The 22,606-nt window shown below is 58.1% G+C and carries 17 protein-coding genes; 6 read left to right on the top strand and 11 right to left on the bottom strand.

Features of this window, described 5'->3' with window-relative positions; translation table 11 throughout:
* Positions 1-47: 47 nt before the first annotated feature.
* Positions 48-326 carry a hypothetical protein gene (locus tag AC2FLU_RS18550; protein ID WP_480556037.1) on the bottom strand — a complete coding sequence of 93 codons (279 nt, stop codon included), beginning with the start codon at positions 324-326 and terminating at the stop codon, positions 48-50.
* A gap of 275 nt (positions 327-601) precedes the next feature.
* Between AC2FLU_RS18550 and AC2FLU_RS18545 the strand changes: the two genes are divergently transcribed.
* Both AC2FLU_RS18545 and AC2FLU_RS18540 read left to right on the top strand, forming a co-directional pair.
* Positions 602-2,245 carry a hypothetical protein gene (locus AC2FLU_RS18545; RefSeq protein ID WP_496716302.1) on the top strand — a complete coding sequence of 548 codons (1,644 nt, stop codon included), beginning with the start codon at positions 602-604 and terminating at the stop codon, positions 2,243-2,245.
* A gap of 832 nt (positions 2,246-3,077) precedes the next feature.
* Positions 3,078-3,830 (top strand): hypothetical protein, encoded by a 753-nt coding sequence (locus tag AC2FLU_RS18540; RefSeq protein ID WP_480519223.1) that lies wholly within the window; start codon positions 3,078-3,080, stop codon positions 3,828-3,830.
* A 73-nt stretch (positions 3,831-3,903) separates the two neighbouring features.
* Here AC2FLU_RS18540 and AC2FLU_RS18535 read toward each other — a convergent pair whose 3' ends face one another.
* The 3 genes from AC2FLU_RS18535 to AC2FLU_RS18525 all read right to left on the bottom strand — a co-directional run bounded on the left by AC2FLU_RS18535 (position 3,904) and on the right by AC2FLU_RS18525 (position 7,074).
* The gene (locus AC2FLU_RS18535; RefSeq protein ID WP_496809384.1) at positions 3,904-4,551 is read right to left on the bottom strand and encodes a response regulator; all 648 of its coding nucleotides are present in this window, start codon (positions 4,549-4,551) and stop codon (positions 3,904-3,906) included.
* Positions 4,548-5,951 carry a sensor histidine kinase gene (locus tag AC2FLU_RS18530; protein WP_496812074.1) on the bottom strand — a complete coding sequence of 468 codons (1,404 nt, stop codon included), beginning with the start codon at positions 5,949-5,951 and terminating at the stop codon, positions 4,548-4,550. Before AC2FLU_RS18530 ends, AC2FLU_RS18535 begins: the two co-directional genes overlap by 4 nt.
* Positions 5,952-6,102: 151 nt before the next feature.
* Positions 6,103-7,074, bottom strand: coding sequence for a zinc ABC transporter substrate-binding protein (locus AC2FLU_RS18525; RefSeq protein ID WP_496809382.1), 972 nt, complete (start codon positions 7,072-7,074; stop codon positions 6,103-6,105).
* A gap of 57 nt (positions 7,075-7,131) precedes the next feature.
* Between AC2FLU_RS18525 and AC2FLU_RS18520 the strand changes: the two genes are divergently transcribed.
* Genes AC2FLU_RS18520 through AC2FLU_RS18510 form a run of 3 tightly spaced genes read left to right on the top strand, consistent with a single transcriptional unit; the run spans position 7,132 to position 9,196 of the window.
* Positions 7,132-7,644, top strand: coding sequence for a Fur family transcriptional regulator (locus tag AC2FLU_RS18520; protein WP_480475370.1), 513 nt, complete (start codon positions 7,132-7,134; stop codon positions 7,642-7,644).
* Positions 7,645-7,646: 2 nt separating this feature from the next.
* Positions 7,647-8,399: a metal ABC transporter ATP-binding protein gene (locus AC2FLU_RS18515; protein WP_496715788.1), complete on the top strand. Its 753-nt coding sequence runs from the start codon at positions 7,647-7,649 to the stop codon at positions 8,397-8,399.
* Positions 8,399-9,196 (top strand): metal ABC transporter permease, encoded by a 798-nt coding sequence (locus AC2FLU_RS18510; protein ID WP_480555510.1) that lies wholly within the window; start codon positions 8,399-8,401, stop codon positions 9,194-9,196. The genes AC2FLU_RS18515 and AC2FLU_RS18510 overlap by 1 nt, the downstream gene beginning before the upstream one ends.
* A 119-nt stretch (positions 9,197-9,315) precedes the next feature.
* On the opposite strand, the gene AC2FLU_RS18505 is transcribed toward AC2FLU_RS18510, so the two are convergent.
* The 7 genes from AC2FLU_RS18505 to xdhA all read right to left on the bottom strand — a co-directional run bounded on the left by AC2FLU_RS18505 (position 9,316) and on the right by xdhA (position 18,700).
* Positions 9,316-10,389 carry a BMP family ABC transporter substrate-binding protein gene (locus AC2FLU_RS18505; protein ID WP_496809381.1) on the bottom strand — a complete coding sequence of 358 codons (1,074 nt, stop codon included), beginning with the start codon at positions 10,387-10,389 and terminating at the stop codon, positions 9,316-9,318.
* Between the two features lie 32 nt (positions 10,390-10,421).
* Positions 10,422-11,342, bottom strand: a complete 921-nt coding sequence (locus AC2FLU_RS18500; protein ID WP_209598075.1) for an ABC transporter permease — start codon at positions 11,340-11,342, stop codon at positions 10,422-10,424.
* A 2-nt stretch (positions 11,343-11,344) separates the two neighbouring features.
* Positions 11,345-12,427: an ABC transporter permease gene (locus tag AC2FLU_RS18495; RefSeq protein ID WP_480496425.1), complete on the bottom strand. Its 1,083-nt coding sequence runs from the start codon at positions 12,425-12,427 to the stop codon at positions 11,345-11,347.
* Between the two features lie 63 nt (positions 12,428-12,490).
* Positions 12,491-14,008 (bottom strand): ABC transporter ATP-binding protein, encoded by a 1,518-nt coding sequence (locus tag AC2FLU_RS18490; protein ID WP_480496423.1) that lies wholly within the window; start codon positions 14,006-14,008, stop codon positions 12,491-12,493.
* Positions 14,005-14,940: a xanthine dehydrogenase accessory protein XdhC gene (gene xdhC / locus AC2FLU_RS18485; protein ID WP_480519212.1), complete on the bottom strand. Its 936-nt coding sequence runs from the start codon at positions 14,938-14,940 to the stop codon at positions 14,005-14,007. Before xdhC ends, AC2FLU_RS18490 begins: the two co-directional genes overlap by 4 nt.
* The gene (gene xdhB, locus AC2FLU_RS18480; RefSeq protein WP_496809380.1) at positions 14,940-17,342 is read right to left on the bottom strand and encodes a xanthine dehydrogenase molybdopterin binding subunit; all 2,403 of its coding nucleotides are present in this window, start codon (positions 17,340-17,342) and stop codon (positions 14,940-14,942) included. Before xdhB ends, xdhC begins: the two co-directional genes overlap by 1 nt.
* Complete coding sequence (xdhA, locus tag AC2FLU_RS18475; protein WP_480519208.1) at positions 17,339-18,700, bottom strand: xanthine dehydrogenase small subunit; 1,362 nt, start codon at positions 18,698-18,700, stop codon at positions 17,339-17,341. Before xdhA ends, xdhB begins: the two co-directional genes overlap by 4 nt.
* A gap of 345 nt (positions 18,701-19,045) precedes the next feature.
* On the opposite strand from xdhA, the gene dnaE reads away from it, so the two are divergent.
* Positions 19,046-22,546 (top strand): DNA polymerase III subunit alpha, encoded by a 3,501-nt coding sequence (gene dnaE / locus AC2FLU_RS18470; RefSeq protein WP_496809379.1) that lies wholly within the window; start codon positions 19,046-19,048, stop codon positions 22,544-22,546.
* The last annotated feature ends 60 nt before the right edge of the window (positions 22,547-22,606 follow it).

The following is a 22,606-nucleotide window of genomic DNA, read 5'->3' as shown; positions in this document are numbered from 1 at the left end:
GGTCCTCTGTCCGGCCCGAAGATTTGCATTCCGCGTAACCCACTTAATTATTCTCCATTTGATGCCGCCGAACTGCCCTGATTATCTTTCGTCTGCCGATGACAATCAGAAGTGAGATACGCCCGAAATTCTATATTCAGCTCATTCAAAATCTGTTCATATTCTGCCGCGCGAGGCGGAAGATTTTTCCAGCGTATTATGGCTTGTTCGGCTATTTCCATCTCTTCACAGATTGACCGGAATACTGGGTCCTCACGAAACTGAACAAAGATCCGCTCACCTTGCTCGGGGTACCTGTCAATCAAATTTTCCAGAAAAGCGTCCATTATCCGTTGTGCTCCTGCCGGACCACAGCATCAAAAGGCGTGGATTAGAACGTTGTTACATGTTGTATACATGCAGTTCGCAGGCCAAAAAAAGTATGGCCAGATGGCTTGTTACTTCTATTTTCTTTTCTTAAGGGTTCTATGGACCAGTGAGGACAAAAGTGACCAGCAGTCATTGGCCGACACGTTTGGAGATGTCCGAAGAGGACATACGTCGACAACTCGAACGAATACTTGACTATAGTGGACTGCAGTCCAGTGCCCGGCGTCGCGAGATGCTGGCATACATTGTCGAGGAAGCCTTGGCGGGTCGCGAGAACGAACTGAAGGCGACCACTATCGCAATCGCGGTCTTCGGGCGTGGGTCTGATTTTGATCAGCAAGCCGACCCGGTCGTGCGGCTCGAAGCCCGAAAGCTGCGCAGGGATCTCGACAACTACTATGTTGGGCGAGGTAGCAATGACCCGATCCGCATTAGTATTCCAAAAGGTCATTACATTCCGAAATTTTCCGCACGAGAACAGATTGTGCCCGAGGCAGTTCATCCCAGGGCGACTGAGGTTGTCGACCACGAGCAAGTGTCGAAGCCTAATACAAGGTTCTACACGGGACTGGCTTTGCTGGTGGTCATGTGCCTAGTCATTTTGGCCGGATTTGGTTTCTGGTACGAAAGACCTGATAGCCCTGTACCAGCAATAGCCGAGAGGCCCGACAAAAAAGTTTCCATTCTAGTTGAGGATTTTGAAGTTCGAACGGACGACGCTCTTGTTTCGCTTGTCGCCTCGGGCCTGACCAATGAGCTTGCTGCGGATTTGATCAAGTTTCCGGATCTTGCAGTGCATATTGCATCTGCTCAAGTCGCGCAGGGCTCGGGGACCACGTCGTTCGAAATCCATCAGCCAACCGCTGAGTTTACAGTGACCGGCGACGTTTGGCGCGATGGCGGCGAGTTACTTATCCGAACCAACCTTGTGCGGCGGGATGATTTCGAAGTCTTATGGAGCGAGCGCTATGCCGAGGGCACCAATGGCCAGAGCATAACCGAAATTCAGGACACGATTTCTGCGCAGATCGCTTCGACAATAGGGCAGCAATACGGATATGCGCTCCGCGATGTTCGCACTGACAGACTTGTGGATCGAAACGACCCAACACTGCGAGGGTTTGCGTGTGTCGCGAGTGCACAGATTTACCGCAGAACATACCATCGAGATCAATATCAGGCTGCGCGGGATTGTCTGGAAGCGACCGTTCGCGAGGACCCGGAATACGTTCGCGCATGGGCAATGCTGGCCTACCTGCGCAATGATGCTGCCCGGTTCGGTCATGAGAAAGTGCTTTCAAGGGACGCGGCCTTTGCCCTTGCCAAAGAGGCAGCGGCACGCGCTATCGACTTGGATCCACGGGATACTGACGCGCTTCAGGCGATGTCCCATGTTGAGCAATACGCGGGTGATATGGAGCGCTCGATCGAGTTTGCACAAAGAGCCGTGGAAGTTAACCCCAACGATCCAGCCGCACTGGCCAATCTAGCGATCCGCTATGGAATAGCAGGTCGCTTCGACGAGGGAGTTCCAATTATGCATCGCGCGATAGACCGCTCTGTTGCGCCACCGCCGTTCTACTTTCACCTGCTGGCCGCGGACCATCTGCTTAGAGAGGAATGGGAGGAACTGGCCATAGATGCGGAACACGCCTCCACTGATGGCTGGTCCTTTGGCCAGGCTTTGCTTGCCATCGCTTACAGCAAACTCTCAAACGAAACAGCCGCACGAGTTGCTCTCAATAGACTGGCTGAGCTCGACCCGCTTCTCTACGAGGACCCCAAAGCATGGCTGGAATCGCATAGTATGAACACGGTTCTTGTCGAAGCCGTTACCAAGGGTTTGTCAGAAGCGCACACTTTTGTTGACGAATGAAAGCCGGGCGTAAAGCTCTTCGGATCTCAGTGGCAGACTCCGAGCTGCTTTTCTGCTGCAGAATTGTACCCTAGCCCATCGTGCCTTGAAGAAAACGTAGATTCTCCGTGCTGAGCTTGGGTGTGCGGTCGCTACGACGCCAAAGCGCATACACAAGGTAGCATCTCTCTGATGGTTGCATCAAAGCTGAAAGACTGCCGACAGGAAGAACGCGATGGCCGTTCGAACAGTCAATACTATGACAGAAGTTGCCACCGCATAGTTTGCGCGGAACGGACCTTAGCGCAGACTGCAGCGAATGACAGCCTCCTGCCCAAATTGGTCAAGCGTCTAAAGCAGTAAATCTGTGCGTCCAGAAATCTACTTCAAATTGGTTTGTTAGGGATGTGCCTAATTGATGTTCGATAAAGGCCAAATCCTACTCCCGCAACCAAAATTACCTACATAAAAACAATACGCTAGCGTCCAGCAGGGCGATTTCTGCGCGTGGGGCATCCTCGCCCGGTGCTACAGCGGTGCTACGCCAGAGAGCAAAGATCAGCTATCAAAGCGCACCCATTCTGACGCTTCCTCAAGCCGACTCTTACCCCATCATGAAAACCAACCCGCCTCCACCGTCAGTGCTGTCGGCACCGACATGCGGTCCCTCGTTGCTCAAAGCCAAAATAGGAGTGTTGGATCAGGTTGAGTTTCGGGAATTGTAATTCTTAGCTTCTCCGGTCCGGACATTCGGCCGGAAAATCATCAGACCTAAGCCCGATGTAGCGAAGCCGGGACTGGGATATCCTGCCTCCAATGCAGGAAAACGCCTCGAACAGGATTGGAGACGATAATGAATACCCGGAAAAGAACTGGTCAGCTTCTGAGCTCGGCAGCGCTGGCGTCGCTGATTGTGATGACACCCTATGTGCCGACCTTTGACGCAGACGGTCATTTGCGGTTGGAACCTGCTTACGCGTTTGCAAAAAGCGGGAAGGGGAGTGACGGCAACGGCGGGGATGATGATCATGACAGCAATTCCGGGTCGGGCAGCGGCGGAGATAGCGACGACAATTCCGGATCGGGTAAAGGTGGTCACGACGATGATGATGACGATGATGACGATGACGATGGATCGTCACGCTCGGGTCGGGGCGGGGATAAGAAGGACCGGTCTCAGTCTGGGGGGCGGTCATCGGGATCGGCTGGAATAACAAAGGTCGAGACAAGCGCGAGCGGCATCGAAGTACGCTATGCTGACGGCACCAAAGAAGAGATCGAAAACGGTCGGTACGAAAGAAAGAACGCGCAGAACCGAACCGTCGAGGAACGACCGGCCACCGGTGCCGACGTTTCGCGCCTTCGGTCACTGGCAAACGGTATCTCAATCGATAGTGTGCGCTCGCCAGGGCAGAGCGGCGGTGCTGGAAGTAACCCGGCAAAAATCGAAATTCAGGGCAACAATATCGAAGTTAGTTACGCAAACGGCTGGAAAGAAGAGATCGAGGGCGGACGTTACGAACTGAAAGACCCGTTCAACCGGACCGTTGTTGAAAGAACCGCAACCGCGGCGGATCGCAGCAGACTTCAGGCGATTGCCAACTGAACAACGAACTTTGACCATTGTGCGGGGCGGTTTCTTTTCTTGAGAGACCGCCCCGGTCTTTGAGCGCCTGACCCTAGTCTTTCTTGTTCCAGGCCTCATGCGCGATGAGAGCGGCCTCCACCCGGTTCCGCGCATGGAGCTTGGACAGGATCGCCGTCATGTAATGCTTGACGGTTTTCTCTTGAATCCCCAACTCATCGGCTATTTCCCGATTGCTCAGCCCTTTGGCGACGCGCCGAAGAATCTCCTCCTCGCGATGGGTAAGATCATCGATGGCGTCAGTTTCTTTCTGCGGCCCACTTCCGCAATTGATCTGAAGTAGCATGCGCGAAGCCAGACCCGGCGAGACGAACCCTTCGCCCGAGGCGATACTGCGCAGCGAATCTGTCAATTCGCGCGCTGTCACGCCCTTGACGATGTAGCCAATGGCACCCGCCTCCAAAGCGTCTGCGACGTCACTGCTGTTTTCAGAGACCGTCAATATCGCGATGAAAGGCGGGTTCGCCATTTCAGCAATTCGACGGGTCGCGCTAATGCCGCCACCGGGCATCGACAGGTCGAGGATGGCGATGTCTGGTTGATGGGTTCGGACAAGAGAAACGGCCTCATCCGCATTTGATCCGGCGGCGAGAACCTTGAAACCGTCAGCCTCTTCTAATGTCCGGTGCAAACCGTCCCGGAAAATCGGGTGATCATCTGCGATAACGACGGATGTTGTCATGATGCACTCATTTTTCTGGGAAACAATGTCATAGCAACGGTGGTGCCCTTGCCCGGGGTTGACGTCACCACGAACCGGCCACCGATGCTTTCGACCCTGTCACGCAAACCGACAAGGCCCTGGCCCCCGTCGTCTCGCAGCACAGTCTCGCCTGACGGATCGAACCCGGGGCCGTCGTCGCTGACCTGAACGGTGATGCGATCATCATGTACGTCGCAGGTGACAATGCATCGGGACGTGGGCGCATATCTTGCGGCATTGGAAATCGTTTCCTGCAGGAACCGGAAAACGCACAACTTGCCCGAGATTGACAAATCAGGCGACGGATTGCCCTGAAAGGAAATACCGGGGCGAAAAGGGCTGTGCTCGGAATGGTCCTCGACAGCTCTTTTCACGACATCAACGAGCGCCAGGTTTTCGATGTCCGGCGCGAACAATCCCCGAGAAAGAGCGCGAATTTCTGCCAAAGACTTCTGCAAAGATTGCTGAATTTCTTCGGCCTCGGTGGGCATCTCCGGCCTGTCGCCGAATGCGGCCTCCAGTCGAAGGGCAGCGAGCGACAGGTATTGGGCGGGGCCGTCGTGCAGTTCCGCGCCGAGTTTCCTGAGGAACCTGTCTGTTTGCGCGGCGTATCTTTCCGATGCATCAATGACGCGCGACCGCAGCATGGCATTCTGCGCGGCCATCTTTTCGCTTTCGACAAGGCGGTCGTTCAGAAGGCGCCCCTGCCGTCGAATGGTGTTGTCGCCGATTGCGACAATGGAAAACAGAACAACCGTGCTTGCCGCAAAGGCCGAGCCAACGATCAACCAGCTTGTTCCTCTGGCTCTGGCCATGTCCAGTTCCAACTGATCGGCTTTTTCATAGAACTCGGCGACCGCGATTACTCTTCCCGACCAGATTTCGCGAATAGGGCTGTAGACTTCCAGCAATGGAATGCCAAGCGCAGCCTCTGCCGCGCTTTCTTCGTCGTCCAGCTCTTCAAATGAGCCCGAGATTTCTCCAGCCCATGCGCGTTTCAGGTCATCTGTCGGCTCGAACCGACGACCGATGATGGCGGAATCCGATGCGTATGCAATCTCGCCATCCTGTTTCCAGAACTTGTACGAGGCAATGCGTTCGCGCATCGGCTGGGTCATGAAAATCTCGTCCAGCGCCCGGCTGGCCTGTTCGGACAGTCGATCTCCATGCGCCAGCTCCTGGCTGAGAGGAGACAGAATGCTTTCCATGTACAGTGCGGCCGAGTTGGCGGAGTTCTGTACAACCGCGTTTTCGATCCGGTTCGACACCCAGTGACCAACAAACACCGTAGCAGTCCCCATTACGACTATGCTGGCCGCGAGAAAAACGCGCGACAAAGACCAGTTGCCAATTGTCAGGTCAGAAATTTTGGGTCTCATTTCGCAATCGACTATGAACGACAATTGCTTGACGCGCTACAGACCATGGTCTGATGCGCTTCTCCAATGTTCGAAACCTGATGCGCGGGCCGGGACTTGGCCTTTTTGGGTGCACCCCGGCAGGTTCCCGCGTCCCGATCCCAGTCCCGGTTCAACGGGTTTTCAAACACTCCGACAGGGTTTGCGCCATGTTACGAATGACTTGCGGGTACAGAGACGGCCCCGGTTCCAGAGCCGAGCCCAGTGGATCGATCACACCGGATCGCGCCGAGGTTCCGTCCAATACGGTTTCGACGATGCCCGGATTGAACTGTGGTTCAGATAATACGCAGTTGATGCCTTCAGCGCGAATGCGACCTTGAATGGCGGCAATACGCGCGGGGCTTGGGTCGGACGCATCGCTCAGGGAAATCGCGCCTGATGCCGGGAAACCAAACGCGACCTCGAAATACTGGTAAGCATCATGAAACACGATGAAGCTGCCGCCGCGAACCGGTTCAAGCAACCCTGCCACTTCTGCGGAAAGCGCGGTCATTTCTTCGCGCGCCGCTTCGGCGTTTGCCAAATACGCAGCGGCATTGTCGGGATCCGCTGACGACATTTGATCTGCGATCAGGTTCAGCCAGGCTATGGCATTCGTTGGCGACAACCAGGCATGTGGGTCATGAGAATCATGATCGTTATGATCATCATGGCCTTCGTGATCGTCATGGTCGTCATGGTCTTCGTGACCCGCATCGTCCGCGTGATCATGCGCCTCAAATAATGTGTCTTCCCGGAACTCAAGAAGCTCCGTGCCCTTTGCGTCCAATAGGGCAGTGGCAGTCGCGCCTTGGGCAAGGGTTTCTATCGCGCTTTCCAACCATGGCGTCAGGTCTTCTCCTACCCAGAACACCAGATCGGCGTTTTGCAACGCGGCTGCCTCGGACGGGCGCAGATTGTATTCATGGGGCGAGGCACCTGGTGCGACGATCAGGGCAGGTGTTCCCACACCCTCCATTACACGGGCCACCAGCGAATGAACCGGGGCAATGTCCGCGGCAACGTTTGGCGCATCTGCGCGGGCCGGTCCACCCAGCAATGCAACTGTGATCGACAATGGAAGAAGAAGCGTTCTGGACATAGAGCTCTCTGTGTGATTTTATAACATTTCAAGTGGCAATACATGATATGAAATAACATGACAAGTGATGTGCACCCAGTACCTGGCAAAGACACCGCCCCGGTCGGGTTTCAGGAACATGACCACCAGAGCTGTGTCGCAACGGCCCTGGCATCTGCCGAAGCCCGGTGCAAAGAGGAAGGGCTGCGTCTGACGCCGGTTCGCCGCAAGGTTCTTGAGATGTTGTTGCAGGAACATCGCGCCCTTGGCGCCTACGCAATCCTTGATCGGTTGCGCGACGAAGGATTCGGGTCCCAGCCTCCGGTCGCTTATCGGGCGTTGGAGTTTCTTGTACAGAACGGCTTTGTCCACAAGATCGAGCGGCTGAACGCGTTTGTCGCCTGCTCTCATCCCGGCGCGGCGCATTCACCTGCTTTCATGATCTGCCGAAAATGTGATGCCGTAGCCGAGGCGCAGTCCGCCCCCTCCAAAGGTGTTCTTGGCGCTGCCGCGCGCGCGGCAGGTTTCGAGATCGAGCGAACGGTTGTAGAGGCTGAAGGTCTCTGCCCTGACTGCACCGAAAAGGCATAAAGATGGCCCTAATCACTGTCGAGAAACTCAGCGTCCGCTATGGCGCGCATACCGTGCTGCATCATGTGGATATGGTCGTTGAACCGGGTGAAATCGTGACCATCGTTGGCCCGAACGGATCAGGCAAGACCAGCCTGCTGCGGGCCATTATCGGTGCGACACGGCCTTCCGCCGGTCACGTGTCACTGAAGCCCGGATTGAAAATCGGATATGTGCCGCAGAAGCTGCATGTCGATCCGACTTTGCCAATTTCCGTCGAAAGGTTCATGCGTCTGACCGATCCTGTGTCGCGCAGGCAATGTGTCGAGGCGCTTGAATCCGCGGGTGTGCCGGATCTGTTGAAACGCCAGATGTCGCAGCTGTCCGGCGGACAGTTCCAGCGGGTGCTGTTGGCCAGAGCCTTGATCAACCACCCGGACATCTTGTTGCTGGACGAAGCGACACAGGGGTTGGACCAACGGGGATCGGCTAGCTTTTACCAGCAGATCGAGGCAGTCCGACGCGAGTCCGGATGCGCCATTCTGATGATCAGCCACGAACTGCACGTGGTCATGAGCGCGTCGGACCGGGTGATATGCCTCAATGGGCATGTCTGTTGCGAAGGATCGCCGGCCGTGGTCGCCTCGGCACCAGAGTATCGGGCCTTGTTCGGAACCGGAACAGGCGGTGCGCTTGCCCTTTATCGTCATGAACATGATCACCATCATGATCATGATCATGATCATGATGCGAACCCACAGGAAGCGGCGGAATAATGCTGGATGATTTCATGATGCGGGCAACGCTCGCCGGTATTGGCGTGGCGTTTGCGGCGGCCCCCCTTGGATGTTTTGTCGTGTGGCGTCGCATGGCGTATTTCGGCGACGCGACCGCGCATGCCGCAATTCTGGGCGTGGCCCTGTCCCTGACGTTTCAGATGTCGATCTTCACGGGCGCGCTGGCTATCGCTTTGGTCATGGCGCTGACCGTTTCGCTTTTGGCCGGTCGCGGTTATGCGATGGACACGCTGCTGGGGGTGCTGGCGCATTCTGCGCTGGCCTTCGGGCTGGTTGCAGTTTCATTCCTGTCCGGTGTCCGGATTGACCTGATGGCGTATCTGTTTGGGGATATTCTGGCGGTCTCCCGTTCTGATCTGGTCGTGATCTGGGGCGGTGCGGCGCTTGTCGTGGCTCTGATTGTCTGGCGTTGGTCGCAACTTCTGACCGCGACACTGAACGAAGAACTGGCCTATGCCAGCGGCTTCGATCCAAGGCGAGAACAACTGATCCTGACCCTGTCACTTGCTGTGACCGTAGCGGTGGCGATCAAGGTTGTGGGCGTGTTGCTGATCGCCGCGATGCTGATTATTCCGGCGGCTGCTGCGCGAAACCTGGCACGGTCACCAGAATCCATGGCCCTGATTGCTGCGGGAATAGGTGCGCTTTCGGCCATCACAGGGCTAAGGGCTGCGTATGTATTCGACACTCCGGCAGGGCCCTCGATTGTCTGCGTTGCCGCGATCGTTTTTGCGTGTCTCAGCCTGATCGGGTGGCGAACGCAGGGCAGAGTCTAAAGTTTCTGTGGCTCGTCGCGGCCGTAGCATCCCGGTCATCCGGTAATGTGACCGAAACGAAAACGCCACAAAAAAGGCCCGCAATCCTGCGGGCCTTTATGCATTTCTATCCGCGCCGTTTATTGCGGGATATCGCCTTCCAGCCCTTCGACATAGAAGTTCATACCGGCCAGAGTACCGTCGTCGGCCACTTCGCCCTCGGCCAGCCAGTCGCTGCCGTCCTGCTTTTTCAGCGGTCCGGTAAAGGCATGATAGCTGCCATCGGCCAGCGCGGCTTTCAGGGCCACTGCCTCTTCCTTGATGTCCGCGGGAACTGCATCCGAAATCTCACCGATTTCTACCATGCCCGGCCCGATTCCGTCCCAGGTGTTGGACGAGGCCCAGGTGCCGTCCATCACGGCTCGCGTGCGCGCAATGTAATAGGGTCCCCAGTTGTCGATGATCGAGGAAACACGCGGTTTGGGGGCGTATTCGCTCATATCCGAAGCCTGACCGAAGGTGATCACGTTGCCCGCCTCTTGTGCGGCGGCCTGCGGTGCGGTCGAGTCAGTGTGCTGCAGGATCACGTCGGCGCCCTGTTCGATCAGAACCGATGCAGCGTCAGCCTCTTTCGCCGGGTCGAACCATGTATAGGCCCAGACGATCTTGAACTGTACATCCGGGTTCGCTTTCTTGGCGTGGATATAGGCCGAGTTGATACCGCGGATCACCTCGGGGATCGGGTAGGACCCGATATAGCCGATGATGTTCGATTCGGTCATTCTACCCGCGATATGCCCCTGAACCGCGCGGCCTTCGTAGAAACGCGCTGAATAGACCGAGACGTTGTCGGCGGTCTTGTAGCCGGTCGCGTGCTCGAACTTCACGTTCGGGAATTTCTTGGCCACATTGATGGTTGGATCCATATAGCCGAACGAGGTGGTAAAGATCAGATCCGCGCCTTCCAGCGCCATCTGGGTCATCACGCGCTCGGCGTCGGGGCCTTCGGGTACTGATTCAACGAATACAGTCTCGACCTTGTCGCCGAACTCTTCTTCGATCGCCAAACGGCCTTTGTTGTGTTCATAGGTCCAGCCGCCGTCGCCGACAGGGCCGACATAAACAAAACCGACCTTGGTTTTGTCTTGTGCCACTGCACCGGTCGCAAGACCAAGCGCTATCGCGGCAGTTGTCAGAAGCGATTTTAATTTCATGTAGTTACTCCCCAAGTTGGTTCAGTTGGCCCCTAGTGTGAGGCATGGAAGGTCCGGCCCAGTGAGGCAGGTGCGCTGCTCTTGTCGGCCGAAAGGATCACAAGCACAAGGATCGTGATAAGATAGGGTGACATTGCCAGATACTCGACGGGAATGGCAACGCCCGCTGCCTGCAAATTAAGCTGCAAGACGGTGATGCCGCCGAACAAATATGCACCCAGCAGGACCCGCCACGGTTTCCAGCTGGCAAACACCACCAGCGCCAGTGCGATCCAGCCGACACCTGCGGTCATGCCCTCGGTCCATTGCGGCACACGTATCAGACTGATGTAAGCTCCACCCAGACCCGCGCAGGCCCCGCCAAACAGGATCGCCATGATACGGATTTTGATGACCTTGTAGCCAAGCGCATGGGCGGCATCGTGGTTTTCACCAACCGCCCGCAGGATCAACCCGACGCGGGTGTACTTCAGGACGGCCCAGACCACAGCGGTCAGCGCAATGCCCAGATACAGGATGGGATCGTGCCGAAACAGGATCGGGCCGATGACCGGAATATCGCTGATCAAGGGGATGTGGATATCGCCCATGCTGGGTGGTTTGACGCCCACATAGCTTTGCCCCATCAGGGCGCTGAACCCCAGGCCAAACAGGGTCAGCGCAAGGCCGCTGGCAACCTGGTTGGCCAACGCAAACTGTGTCAGCAAGACGAACAGCAGCGACAGCACGGCCCCGCCAATGGCGGCAGCAACAAAGCCCAGCCAGGGCGATCCGGTTTCGACCGAGATCGCAAAACCGCTGATCGCGCCAACGATCATCATGCCCTCGACACCAAGGTTCAGAACGCCTGCCTTTTCCACGACAAGCTCTCCGATCGCGGCCAGCAGAAGGGGGGTTGCGGCCACCATAAGCGAAGCAACCAGAAGAACGGGATTGATTTGACCAAGATCCATGATCACGCCACCTCGCTACGAGCCGCACGGATGCGGAAGTTTGTCAGAAGATCGAAGGCCAGCAGGAAAAACAGCAGCATTCCCTGAAACACCTGAATGGCTGCGGCAGGCAGGCCCAGCTGCGATTGTGCGATTTCACCGCCAATATAGGTCAGCGCCATCAGGCCCCCGGCCAAAAGAATACCCACCGGATGCAGTCGGCCCAGAAAGGCGACGATGATCGCTGTAAAGCCATAACCCACATTGAAATCGATGCTGATCTGACCGGACGGGCCGGACACCTCGAACATCCCGGCCAACCCGGCCAAAGCGCCCGAAATTCCAAGGCAGAACAGGATCAGGCGCGCTGGATTCACACCTGCAAACTTTGCGGCGCGGGGGGCCTCACCCGTCAGACGGATATGGAACCCCAGCATGTGACGGTTCAGCAAAACATAGGCAAAGATCACCGCGATGAAGGCCGCGACAACACCCCAATGCATCCCGGAACCGGCAATCAGCTCGGCATTGTGCGCGCTTTCATAGGATTGCAGGTTGCGCGAGCCGGGAAAGCCGAACCCTTCGGGGTTCTTGAGCAAACCCAGCGAGACCGAGGCCAGCATCTGTTCGGCCACGTAGACCAGCATCAGCGACACGAGGATTTCGTTGGTGCCGAAACGCACTTTCAGCAAAGCCGGGATCGTTGCCCACAGCCACCCGCCAAATGCGCCTGCGGCCACCATGATCGGGAAGATGTACCAGGCGTCGAGCGGATAGAAGGCCAGACCTGCGCCCGCACCGAATATGGCGCCCATGATGTATTGCCCTTCGGCCCCGATATTCCAGATACCGGCCCGAAATCCCAGCGACAATCCGATAGCGATCAACACAAGCGGGGCGCCCTTGACCAGCAATTGAGGGCGGTAATAGAATGCGAACTCGCCAAAAAGCGGCTCCCAGAAGATGGTACCGATGGCTTCGACCGGGTTTTTCCCCAATATGGCAAACAGCAACCCGCCAAACACCATTGTCGCCAGCACCGCCACAAGGGGGGTCGCATAAGACCAGGCCCTGGACGGCTGTGGCCGTTTCTCCAATACAATCATCTGCTCATCCCCCCAGATGTTTCATCTTTTTGCAAATACTCTCGCCGAAGGCGGCTCAGCAGATCACACATGTGCCACCTCCATGCCATGGGCACCGCCCATCATGAGGCCAATCTCATCCACGGTCAGGCCGGTGGTCGGGCGCGGTGCGCTCAGCCGACCTTCGTTTAAGGCCGCAAAACTGTCCGAGATTTCCATCAGCTCATCCAGATCCTGCGAGATGCAAACCACCGCTGTGCCTTTCGCCGCAAGATCGAGTATGGCTTGCCGAATCGACGCGGCCGCCGCGGCATCCACCCCCCAGGTTGGCTGGTTTACCACCAACACATCAGGGTTTTGCAGCACTTCGCGTCCAATCACGAATTTCTGCAGATTGCCGCCGGACAAGGACCGCGCTGCGTTTTCGGGCCCGGGCGTACGTACGTCGAAGGCTTCGATGATCTTTTCGGCAAAACTCCGGGTTTCGGACCATTTCAAGAAGCCGTTTTTCTCAAGCCCTTCCCGCACAGATCCGGTCAGCAAAGCGTTTTCGGTCAGGCTCATGTCGGGCGCCGCCGCGTGGCCGAGCCGTTCCTCGGGCGCGGTCAGAACGCCCAGCTTGCGGCGCGCTGTCGGGCCGAGCTTGCCGATTGCCTGACCGTTGAACTTGATCGCATCCGCCGATGTCAGGATTTCCCCGGACAGCACGCCCAGCAATTCATCCTGCCCGTTTCCGGCAACACCGCCGACGCCCAGAACCTCGCCCTTGCGGACCGTCATGTGCACATTGCGCAATGCGGTGCCGAATTCCGAAGGCGAGGGGACTGACAGCCCGCTGACATCCAGCGCGACCTCGCCCAGTTCCCGGCCCGATCGTTCAGGCGTCTGCAACGTCGACCCGACCATCATCTCGGCCATGTCGCGCGCCGAGGTTTCAGCGGGAACACATTCGCCCACGTTCTTGCCCAGACGCAGGATCGTGGCATGGTCGCACAGCGTTCGGATCTCCTCCAGTTTATGCGAGATATAAAGGATCGAGGTTCCCTCGGAGCGTAGCTTGTTCAGCGTCTCAAACAGGATATTGACCTCTTGCGGGGTCAGAACCGAGGTCGGTTCGTCCATGATCAGCAGTTTGGGGTCCTGCAGCAGGCAGCGAATGATCTCGACCCGCTGGCGTTCGCCTGCGGACAGATCGCCAACCGTGCGGAACGGGTCCAGCGGCAGACCATAGGTTTCCGAGACTTCGCGAATGCGCGATGCCAGATCCCCCATCGGGGGCGGATTCTCCATCCCCAGCGCGATATTCTCGGCCACGTTCAGCGCGTCAAACAGCGAAAAATGCTGGAACACCATCGCGATCCCATCGGCACGGGCCGCGCGCGGTTCGGGCGGCGCAAACGGATTGCCGCGCAGCTTCATGGTGCCGCTGTCCGGCTTCACAAGCCCATAGATCATTTTCACCAGCGTGGATTTCCCCGCGCCGTTTTCACCCAGCAGCGCGTGCACTTCGCCTTCACCGATGTCAAAGGACACCTGATCATTGGCCACAACGCCGGGGTAGGCTTTGGTCAGCCCTTGCAAGCTCAAAAGTGGAATGGTCACGCGCTCAGGTCCTTCTTCAACTCGTTTTGCAGGGCCGGGCGCAGCAATTGTGCGGCGACGCCCACGGCGATCATATGTGGATGCTTCCCCATCGACGGGTCACCGATCGGGCAGGTGATCCGGCTTATCCGTTCAGGCGGATGCCCAAGAGCGGCCAGACGCGACCGGAATCGCGCCCATTTCGTAGCCGAGCCGATCAGCCCCGCAAAGCCAAAATCGTGCAAAAGCAGTCTGTTGCACAGTTCAAAGTCAAGGCTATGCGAGTATGTCAGCACAAGATGTTCGGCGTCGGATGGGGCATGGCGGATCAGCTCGGCCGGTTTTGTGGCCGGAACAATTGTCACGCCCGCTGGCACAGTGGCCGGAAAGCGCTGACGGCTGGTGTCCACCCAGGTGATCGCAAGATCGGGAAGCGGGGACAGCACATCCACCAGCGCCCGGCCGACATGGCCCGCGCCCCAGATCCACAGATTGCGTGTCGGCTTGTGAACAGGTTCAACCATCCAGCCATCGATCAGCTGCGGTTCTGGCGCAATCCCCTGTCCGCGCGCCGTCGCCAGCATTCGCTTGACCGACAGGGGCATCTCGTCACCCGTGGCCGGGCGCGCGATGACCGTATCGTCCAGATCATTGACAGTGTTTGCGTCGTAGACCTCGCTCAGCAACGACACGGCACCGCCGCAGCATTGCCCCAACTCGGGTCCAAGTGCATGATGCGTCAGGCGGGTTTGCGTGGTTTGCAACCGTGCGGCATTTGCCGCCTGGTATTCCAGTGTTCCGCCACCAATTGTGCCGCTTTGCCCGCCGCCCCAGACCAGCATGGCGGCACCAACTTCGCGTGGAGACGACCCTTTGATCCCGGCGATGACCACCCGAACCACTTTGCCGTGGGTTTTGACCGCCTCCCTCAAAGCCTCTAGGTCAAATCCCATCAGATATCTCCCTTCATCCTCTGGACGCCGCGCCAGACCTCTTCGGCGGTGGCGGGCGCGTTGAGTGCCGGATAGGTGTCCCCGCAGGCTGCCACCGCATTCGAAAGCGCCAGCCAGGCCGATATTCCCAGCATGAACGGGGGTTCCCCCACGGCTTTCGAGCGATAGATGGTGTCCTCTCGGTTCTCGCCATCCCAAAGTGCGACGTTGAAAATGTCGGGCCGGTCGGAACAGGCCGGGATCTTGTAGGTCGAGGGCGCATGTGTGCGCAGGTTGCCCTTGCCGTCCCAGACCAGTTCCTCGGTCGTCAGCCAGCCCGCGCCCTGCACGTAACCGCCTTCGACCTGTCCGACATCCAGCGCCGGGTTCAGCGAAGCGCCCGCGTCATGCAGGATATCTGTGCGCAGAATGCGGTTCTCGCCCGTCAACGTGTCCACAGCGACCTCGGTGACCGAAGCGCCATAGGCGAAGTAGTAAAACGGGCGACCGCGTCCCGCGATCCTGTCCCATTCGATCTTGGGCGTTTTATAAAAGCCGGTGGCCGACAGGCTTATGCGACCCTGATAGGCCAGTGCGGCAGCTTCGGCGAACGTGTACCGTTCTTCACCAACCGAAACGTGGCCATCCGTGAAAGTGACCGCGGAGGGGTCGGCCTGATGCCGTTCAGCTAGATAATCGGCCATCCGGTCGCGGATCGTATCGCAAGCCGCTTTCACCGCCATGCCGTTCAGATCGCTGCCTGAAGACGCTGCCGTGGCTGACGTATTCGGCACTTTGGCCGTATCGGTGGCGGTGATCTTGACCATCTCAAGCGGGATGCCGAAACGCGACGCGGCCACTTGCGCGACCTTCTGGAACAGGCCCTGACCCATCTCGGTGCCACCATGATTCAGGTGGACCGAACCATCCTGATACACATGCACCAGCGCACCGGCCTGGTTCAGATGGGTCAGCGTGAAGGAAATTCCGAACTTGACCGGAGAAAAGGCGATGCCCTTCTTGATCACGCTGTTTTCGGCGTTCCATTTCTCGATGGCCGCTTTGCGCGCGGCATAGTTGCTGGACTTCATCAGCGCTTCGGTCATGCCATGCAGTTCGAAATCGCTGACCTCCATTCCGTAGGGCGTCGTGTTGCCGCCAGCGGGCAGGGGGCGGACCGGGGCGGTCCCTGTTTCCACCGCGCCACGGCTGGTCAGGTCTTCGTGCGGGTCGGGATGACCCAGCGGTTTTTCGTGAGGTTGGACTTCGGCAACTTTATGCGCGGGCTCGTAATAGTTGCGGCGGCGCAATTCCACCGGGTCCAACCCAAGTTCATGCGCGGCGTGGTCCATCACACGTTCGATGGCAACCATCCCCTGCGGGCCACCAAACCCACGATAGGCGGTGGCTGACTGCGTGTTGGTCTTCAACCGATGGCTTTCAATCCGGGCATTGGGCAGCAGGTAGGCATTGTCCGAATGCAGCATCGCACGGTCGGCGACGGGCAGGGACAGGTCCTGCGCCCAGCCGCAGATCGCGTATTGCAGAAAGGACACGCCCTGAATGTGACCCTGTTCGTCAAATCCCGCGCGATAGGAAATCCGGAAGGCGTGGCGTTTGCCGGTGATGATCATGTCATCATCGCGGTCATAGCGCATCTTGCAGGCTTTGCCGGTTGCCTGCGCCGCCACTGCGCAGGCGACGGCCAGCGCATTCCCCTGGCTTTCCTTGCCACCGAATCCGCCACCCATGCGCCGGGTTTCGACGCGGATCGCATGCATTGGCAGGCCCAGAGCGTCCGCCACCTTGTGCTGTATCTCGGTCGGGTGCTGGGTCGAGCTGTGGACCAGCATGTCGCCGCCTTCATTCGGCACGGCAAGGGCTGCCTGACCTTCCAGATAGAAATGCTCCTGACCGCCGATCTCGAATGTTCCGTCGATGACGTGGGCTGCGCTTTCAATCGCGGCGTCCGCGTCGCCCTTGGCATAGATACGGGGCCCGTCTTCAAATCGGCTGTCTGCTGCCAGAGCTTCTTCCACCGTCAGGATCGGTGTGTCCTCTGCATAGTCGATCTTGCCCAACCGAACCGCCTTGCGGGCGGCCAGATGGCTGGTGGCAACCACAAGGAAAACAGGCTGGCCGATATAGTGAACCGTCCCGTCGGACAGCAACGGTTCATCGTGGATCGAGGGCGAAACATCGTTGGCAAAAGGCAGGTCCTGTGCCGTCATGACCTTGACGACCCCGGCTGCTGCTTTCACGGCAGACAGGTCCATCGCGGTAATCGTGCCCTTGGCGATCGGGCTCAGGCCAAAGGCCAGATGCAATGTGCCCTTTGGCGTCGGGATGTCGTCCACATATCGGGCGGAACCGGATACGTGCAGCGGTGCCGCGTCGTGGGGAAGGGGTTTGGTTACGCTCATGCCGATACCTCCAGCACGTTGGTCACTTGGCCCTGATCCTCAAGGAAGTACCGTTCCAGCATCGCTTTGGCAGTCTCAAGCCTGTACGTGGCCGAGGCGCGCATATCGGTAAGCGGTGAATAATCGTCGGCAAAAGCGGGCAGAGCGGCGTCAATCGTCTCGCGCGTCCATGGCTTGCCGATCAACGCGGCCTCGACATGGGTTGCCCGTTTCGGAATGCCAGCCATACCGCCAAACGCGATGCGCGCAGCCGCCACCCGTCCGTCCGAAATGGTAATGTTGAAACATCCGCACACGGCCGAGATATCCTGATCGAACCGTTTGCTCAGCTTGTAGCATTTCAGCCGGTCCGCCTGACGCGGGAAGCTGACGGCTTCGACAAACTCACCCGGCGCGCGGTCCTGTTTCCCGTAATCGATGAAGAAGTCTTCCAGCAGGACTGACCGGCGTTCATCACCTTTGCGCAGGTGCAGCGTCGCACCCAATGCGATCAGCGCGGGCGGGTTGTCTCCGATTGGCGAGCCATTGGCGATGTTGCCACCCACAGTGGCCGCGTGACGGACCTGAACACTGGCATAGCGCCGGATCATTTCAGCATACGATGGGTGAATGTCCGCCAAGGCTTCGCCCATGCGGTTCATATCGACCATGGCACCGAACCGAATATCTTCGTCGGTGATCGTGATCTCTTTCAGATCGTCACAGCTGTTCAGGAAGATCACCGGATCAAGATCGCGCAGTTGCTTGGTCACCCAAAGCCCAACATCAGTTGCGCCCGCGACCAAAGTGGCATTTGGGTTCTCGGCATACACAGCAGCCAGCGCGTCGGACGAGCCCGGCAGCATGGGTGAAGCGGCGGGTGTTGCGACAGGCTTGTCCTTGACCCAGACAGGCACGGGATGCTTCTCGGCCGCTTCGGCTGCGCGAATAATGGGTGCATAACCTGTGCAACGGCACAGATTACCGGCAAGCTGTGTGTCGTGATCCGTCGCGCCATTGGTGTGACCAGCCACCATCGACATGACAAAACCGGGTGTGCAAAAGCCGCATTGCGACCCGTGCAAGTCAACCATGGCCTGCTGAACCGGATGGACCTCGCCATCGGGGCCGCTGGCGCCTTCGACGGTTCGAACCGCCTTGCCATGCAGCTGCGGCAAGAAAAGGATGCACGAGTTCAGGGCCTTTGCGCCACCCGCATCCGTCACCATGACAGTGCAGGCACCGCAATCGCCTTCGTTGCAGCCTTCTTTGGTGCCGGTCAGGCCACGATCTTCACGCAGCCAATCCAGCAGAGTGGCTGTCGGATTGATATCCGTCAGCTCCACTGTCTCTCCATTCAGAAGAAACGTGATGTCCATTCGAGAAACCCGTCGCCTTACCCGGTTGCGCCCTGGTGATGCCCTCCTTCGATGCGACGTAGAAAGAGTGGCGGGCGGATAGCTTGCAAATGGATGTTAGAAACAGCATGCGTGATCTGGCAAGAAAAACTGCCTGTATGATGCATCATTACAGCCAAGTGGCGTGGATTTGCGCACCCTGTGTAAATATCAGTTACTTGAAACTAAAGCGTTTTTTTGTCAGTGAAGATGTCGCTTTCCGAAGCACCTTCTGGAAAATCCGAATAATCGAAAACGATTATTTTGCCAAACAACGGCGCAGGTTCCGGCTTTTGCATGCCTCGCGGCTAGGGTAGCCTGCCGTTCATGAGCAGTAACCCCCGATTCATTCACCTACGTGTTCACACCGAATACTCCCTTCTGGAAGGCGCTGTGCGGCTGAAAAAACTGCCCGCCCTGTGCGAGAAGATGGGGATGCCTGCCGTCGCGGTGACTGACACGAATTCCATGTTTTCGGCGCTGGAATTTTCGGTGACAGCCAGCCAGGCCGGTGTCCAGCCGATCATGGGATGTCAGGTTGATCTGACTTATGTGCAATCGCAACCGGGGGAAAAGCCAAAAACGCCCGCGTCGCTTGTTCTGCTGGCACAGTCCGAGGCGGGGTACGAGAACCTGATGAAGCTGAGCACGTGCCTTTACGTGGACAAGGGCGGGCAGTTGCCGCAGGTCACGCTGGACGAGCTTGCGGGCCGCTCCGACGGGCTGATCTGCCTGTCCGGAGGGCCCGATGGGCCGGTGGGCCGCCTGTTGCAACAGGGGCAACGTCCGGCGGCCGAGGCGCTGGTGGATCGGCTGGCCGCGATCTTTCCGGATCGTCTGTATATCGAACTCCAGCGTCATCCGGGCGAGGACGGCCAACCAGAGGCCGAACGCCAGACCGAGCGCGGCCATATCGAGATGGCCTATGCCAAGAACCTGCCGCTGGTTGCCACCAATGACGTCTATTTCCCGACCTCGGATATGTACGAGGCCCATGATGCGCTGATCTGTATCGCCGAAGGGGCCTATGTCGACCAGCAGGAAGGTCGCCGCCGCCTGACCGCGCAGCATTATTTCAAGTCGCAGCAGGAAATGGTGACGCTGTTTGCCGATCTGCCCGAGGCCATCGAGAACACTGTCGAGATTGCCAAACGCTGCGCTTTCATGGCCTATCGGCGTGATCCGATCCTGCCGAAATTCGCCGATGACGAGGTCGCTGAACTACGCCGCATTGCCAACGAGGGCTTGCAGAAACGTCTGGCCGTGATCCCCCATGCGGTGACGCCCGAGGAATATCAGGAACGGCTGGATTTCGAGCTTGGCATCATCGAAGGAATGGGGTTCCCTGGCTACTTCCTGATCGTTGCCGACTTTATCCAATGGGCCAAGGATCACGATATTCCGGTTGGGCCGGGTCGGGGATCGGGTGCGGGCTCGCTGGTGGCTTATGCGCTGACAATCACCGACCTCGATCCGCTGCGTTACAGCCTGCTGTTTGAACGGTTCCTGAATCCCGAACGGGTTTCGATGCCTGACTTCGATATCGACTTCTGTATGGATCGCCGCGAAGAGGTGATCCGCTACGTGCAGCAGAAATACGGGCGCGACAAGGTGGGGCAGATCATCACATTTGGTGCTTTGCTGTCCAAGGCTGCCGTACGCGATATCGGGCGGGTGCTGCAAATGCCGTACGGGCAGGTGGACCGTCTGTCCAAGATGATCCCGGTTGAAGGGGTAAAACCGGTTTCCATCGAAAAAGCCCTGAAGGATGAGCCGCGTCTGCGGGAGGAAGCTCGTAACGAAGAGGTGGTGGATCGTTTGCTGACGTATGGACAGCAGGTCGAAGGGCTGCTGCGCAACGCCTCGACCCACGCGGCTGGGGTTGTGATTGGCGACCGGCCTCTGGACGCGCTGGTGCCGATCTATCAGGACCCGCGATCCGACATGCCTGCAACCCAGTTCAACATGAAATGGGTGGAACAGGCCGGGCTGGTAAAGTTCGACTTTCTGGGTCTGAAAACCCTGACCGTGATCCAGAACGCGATGGACTTGATCTTCAAGTCCGGGCGGAAGTTGCACATCGCCGCCGATGGCACCGAGCTTTATGAACCTGCCGAGGGGGCCGAGAACCAGATCAACGCCATCCCACTGGATGACGAGGCGACGTATAAGCTCTATTCAGCGGCCAAGACGGTCGCTGTGTTCCAGGTTGAATCTTCGGGCATGATGGACGCGCTCAAGCGCATGAAACCCACCTGTATCGAGGATATCGTGGCCCTCGTCGCGCTCTATCGTCCCGGCCCGATGGAGAACATCCCGACCTATTGCGAGGTCAAGAACGGGCTGCGCGAAATCACATCCGTTCACCCGCTGATCGACCACATTCTTGAGGAAACTCAAGGTATTATCGTCTATCAGGAACAGGTGATGCAGATCGCGCAAGTCATGGCGGGGTACAGCCTGGGCGGTGCAGACCTGCTGCGCCGCGCGATGGGTAAGAAGATCAAAGAGGCGATGGATGCCGAACGCCCCAAGTTCGAAAAAGGCGCGGCAGAAAACGGGGTGGATGCCAAGAAAGCCAGCGAAGTCTTCGACCTTCTCGAGAAATTCGCCAATTACGGCTTCAACAAATCCCACGCCGCCGCCTATGCGGTGGTCAGCTATCAAACCGGCTGGTTGAAGGCGAACCATCCGGTTGAATTCATGGCGGGCGTCATGAATTGCGATATCCATCTGACCGACAAGCTGGCGATCTATTTCGAAGAGGTCCGAAAAGGGCTGGAACTGCCGTATGTCCCACCTTGTGTGAACCGATCTCAGGCCACGTTCGATGTTGATAACGGACATCTGGTCTATGCGCTGGGCGCGCTCAAGAATGTGGGTGTCGAGGCGATGAACCTGATCGTTGCGGCTCGCGCGGACAAGCCGTTTGTTAACCTGTTCGATTTCGCCCGCCGCGTTGATCTGAAGAAAGTGGGCAAACGCCCGCTTGAGATGCTGGCCCGCGCCGGGGCCTTTGATGAGCTGGACCGGAACCGCCGCCGTGTGTTTGAAAGCCTAGATGCGCTGGTGCAGTATTCGGCCGCGATCCATGAACAGAAGAATTCGAACCAGGTGTCACTGTTTGGCGAGGCCGGAGATGACCTGCCCGAACCGCGCCTGGCGCCGACCCCCGACTGGTTGCCGGCTGAACGTCTGAGCGAAGAGTTCAAGGCCATCGGATTCTACCTCTCTGGTCATCCGCTGGACGACTATATGCCGGCCTTGAAGCGTAAACAGGTTTTGACGCTGGACGAGGTGACAGAGAAAGCCCGCTCTGGCCCGTTGATCGCCAAGATGGCCGGAGTGGTTGCCGGGCGGCAGGAACGGAAATCGGCCAAGGGCAACCGGTTCGCCTTTGCCCAGCTTTCGGACCCGACCGGCGCTTATGAGGTCACGCTGTTTTCCGACACGCTGGAGAAATGCCGCGAGTTTCTGGAAACCGGCGCTCAGGTGGTTCTGACCGTTGAGGCGACGATGGAGTCCGATCAGCTCAAGCTGCTGGGGCGTTCGGTTGGACCAGCGGATTCTGTGGTGGCCGAAGCCGGGGCGACGGGCCTGCGCATCTTTGTCGACGAAGCGCGGGCAGTGTCGACGATTGCAACGGTTCTTGAAGAAGCCGCAACCGCTGCCAAGGGTGCGGCCCGCGGCCCGATCCAGCTGCTGTTGCTGGACCCCGGCCTGCCCGGCGACGTCGAAATCGACCTTGGGCGTGTGTTTCCGATCAACCCGCAGATCAAGGGCGCGATCAAATCGCTGGAAGGTGTTATGACCGTCGAAGAGATCTGACACCGCTTTGTTGCCAGACAGTTAGCGCATCGCTAGGCTGACCTTGCAAATATGTCTTCT

The sequence above is a fragment of the Ruegeria sp. SAZD013 genome (assembly GCF_059612525.1).
The sequence above is the reverse complement of the archived record's forward strand: the minus strand, read 5'-3'. Positions and strand labels throughout refer to the sequence as shown.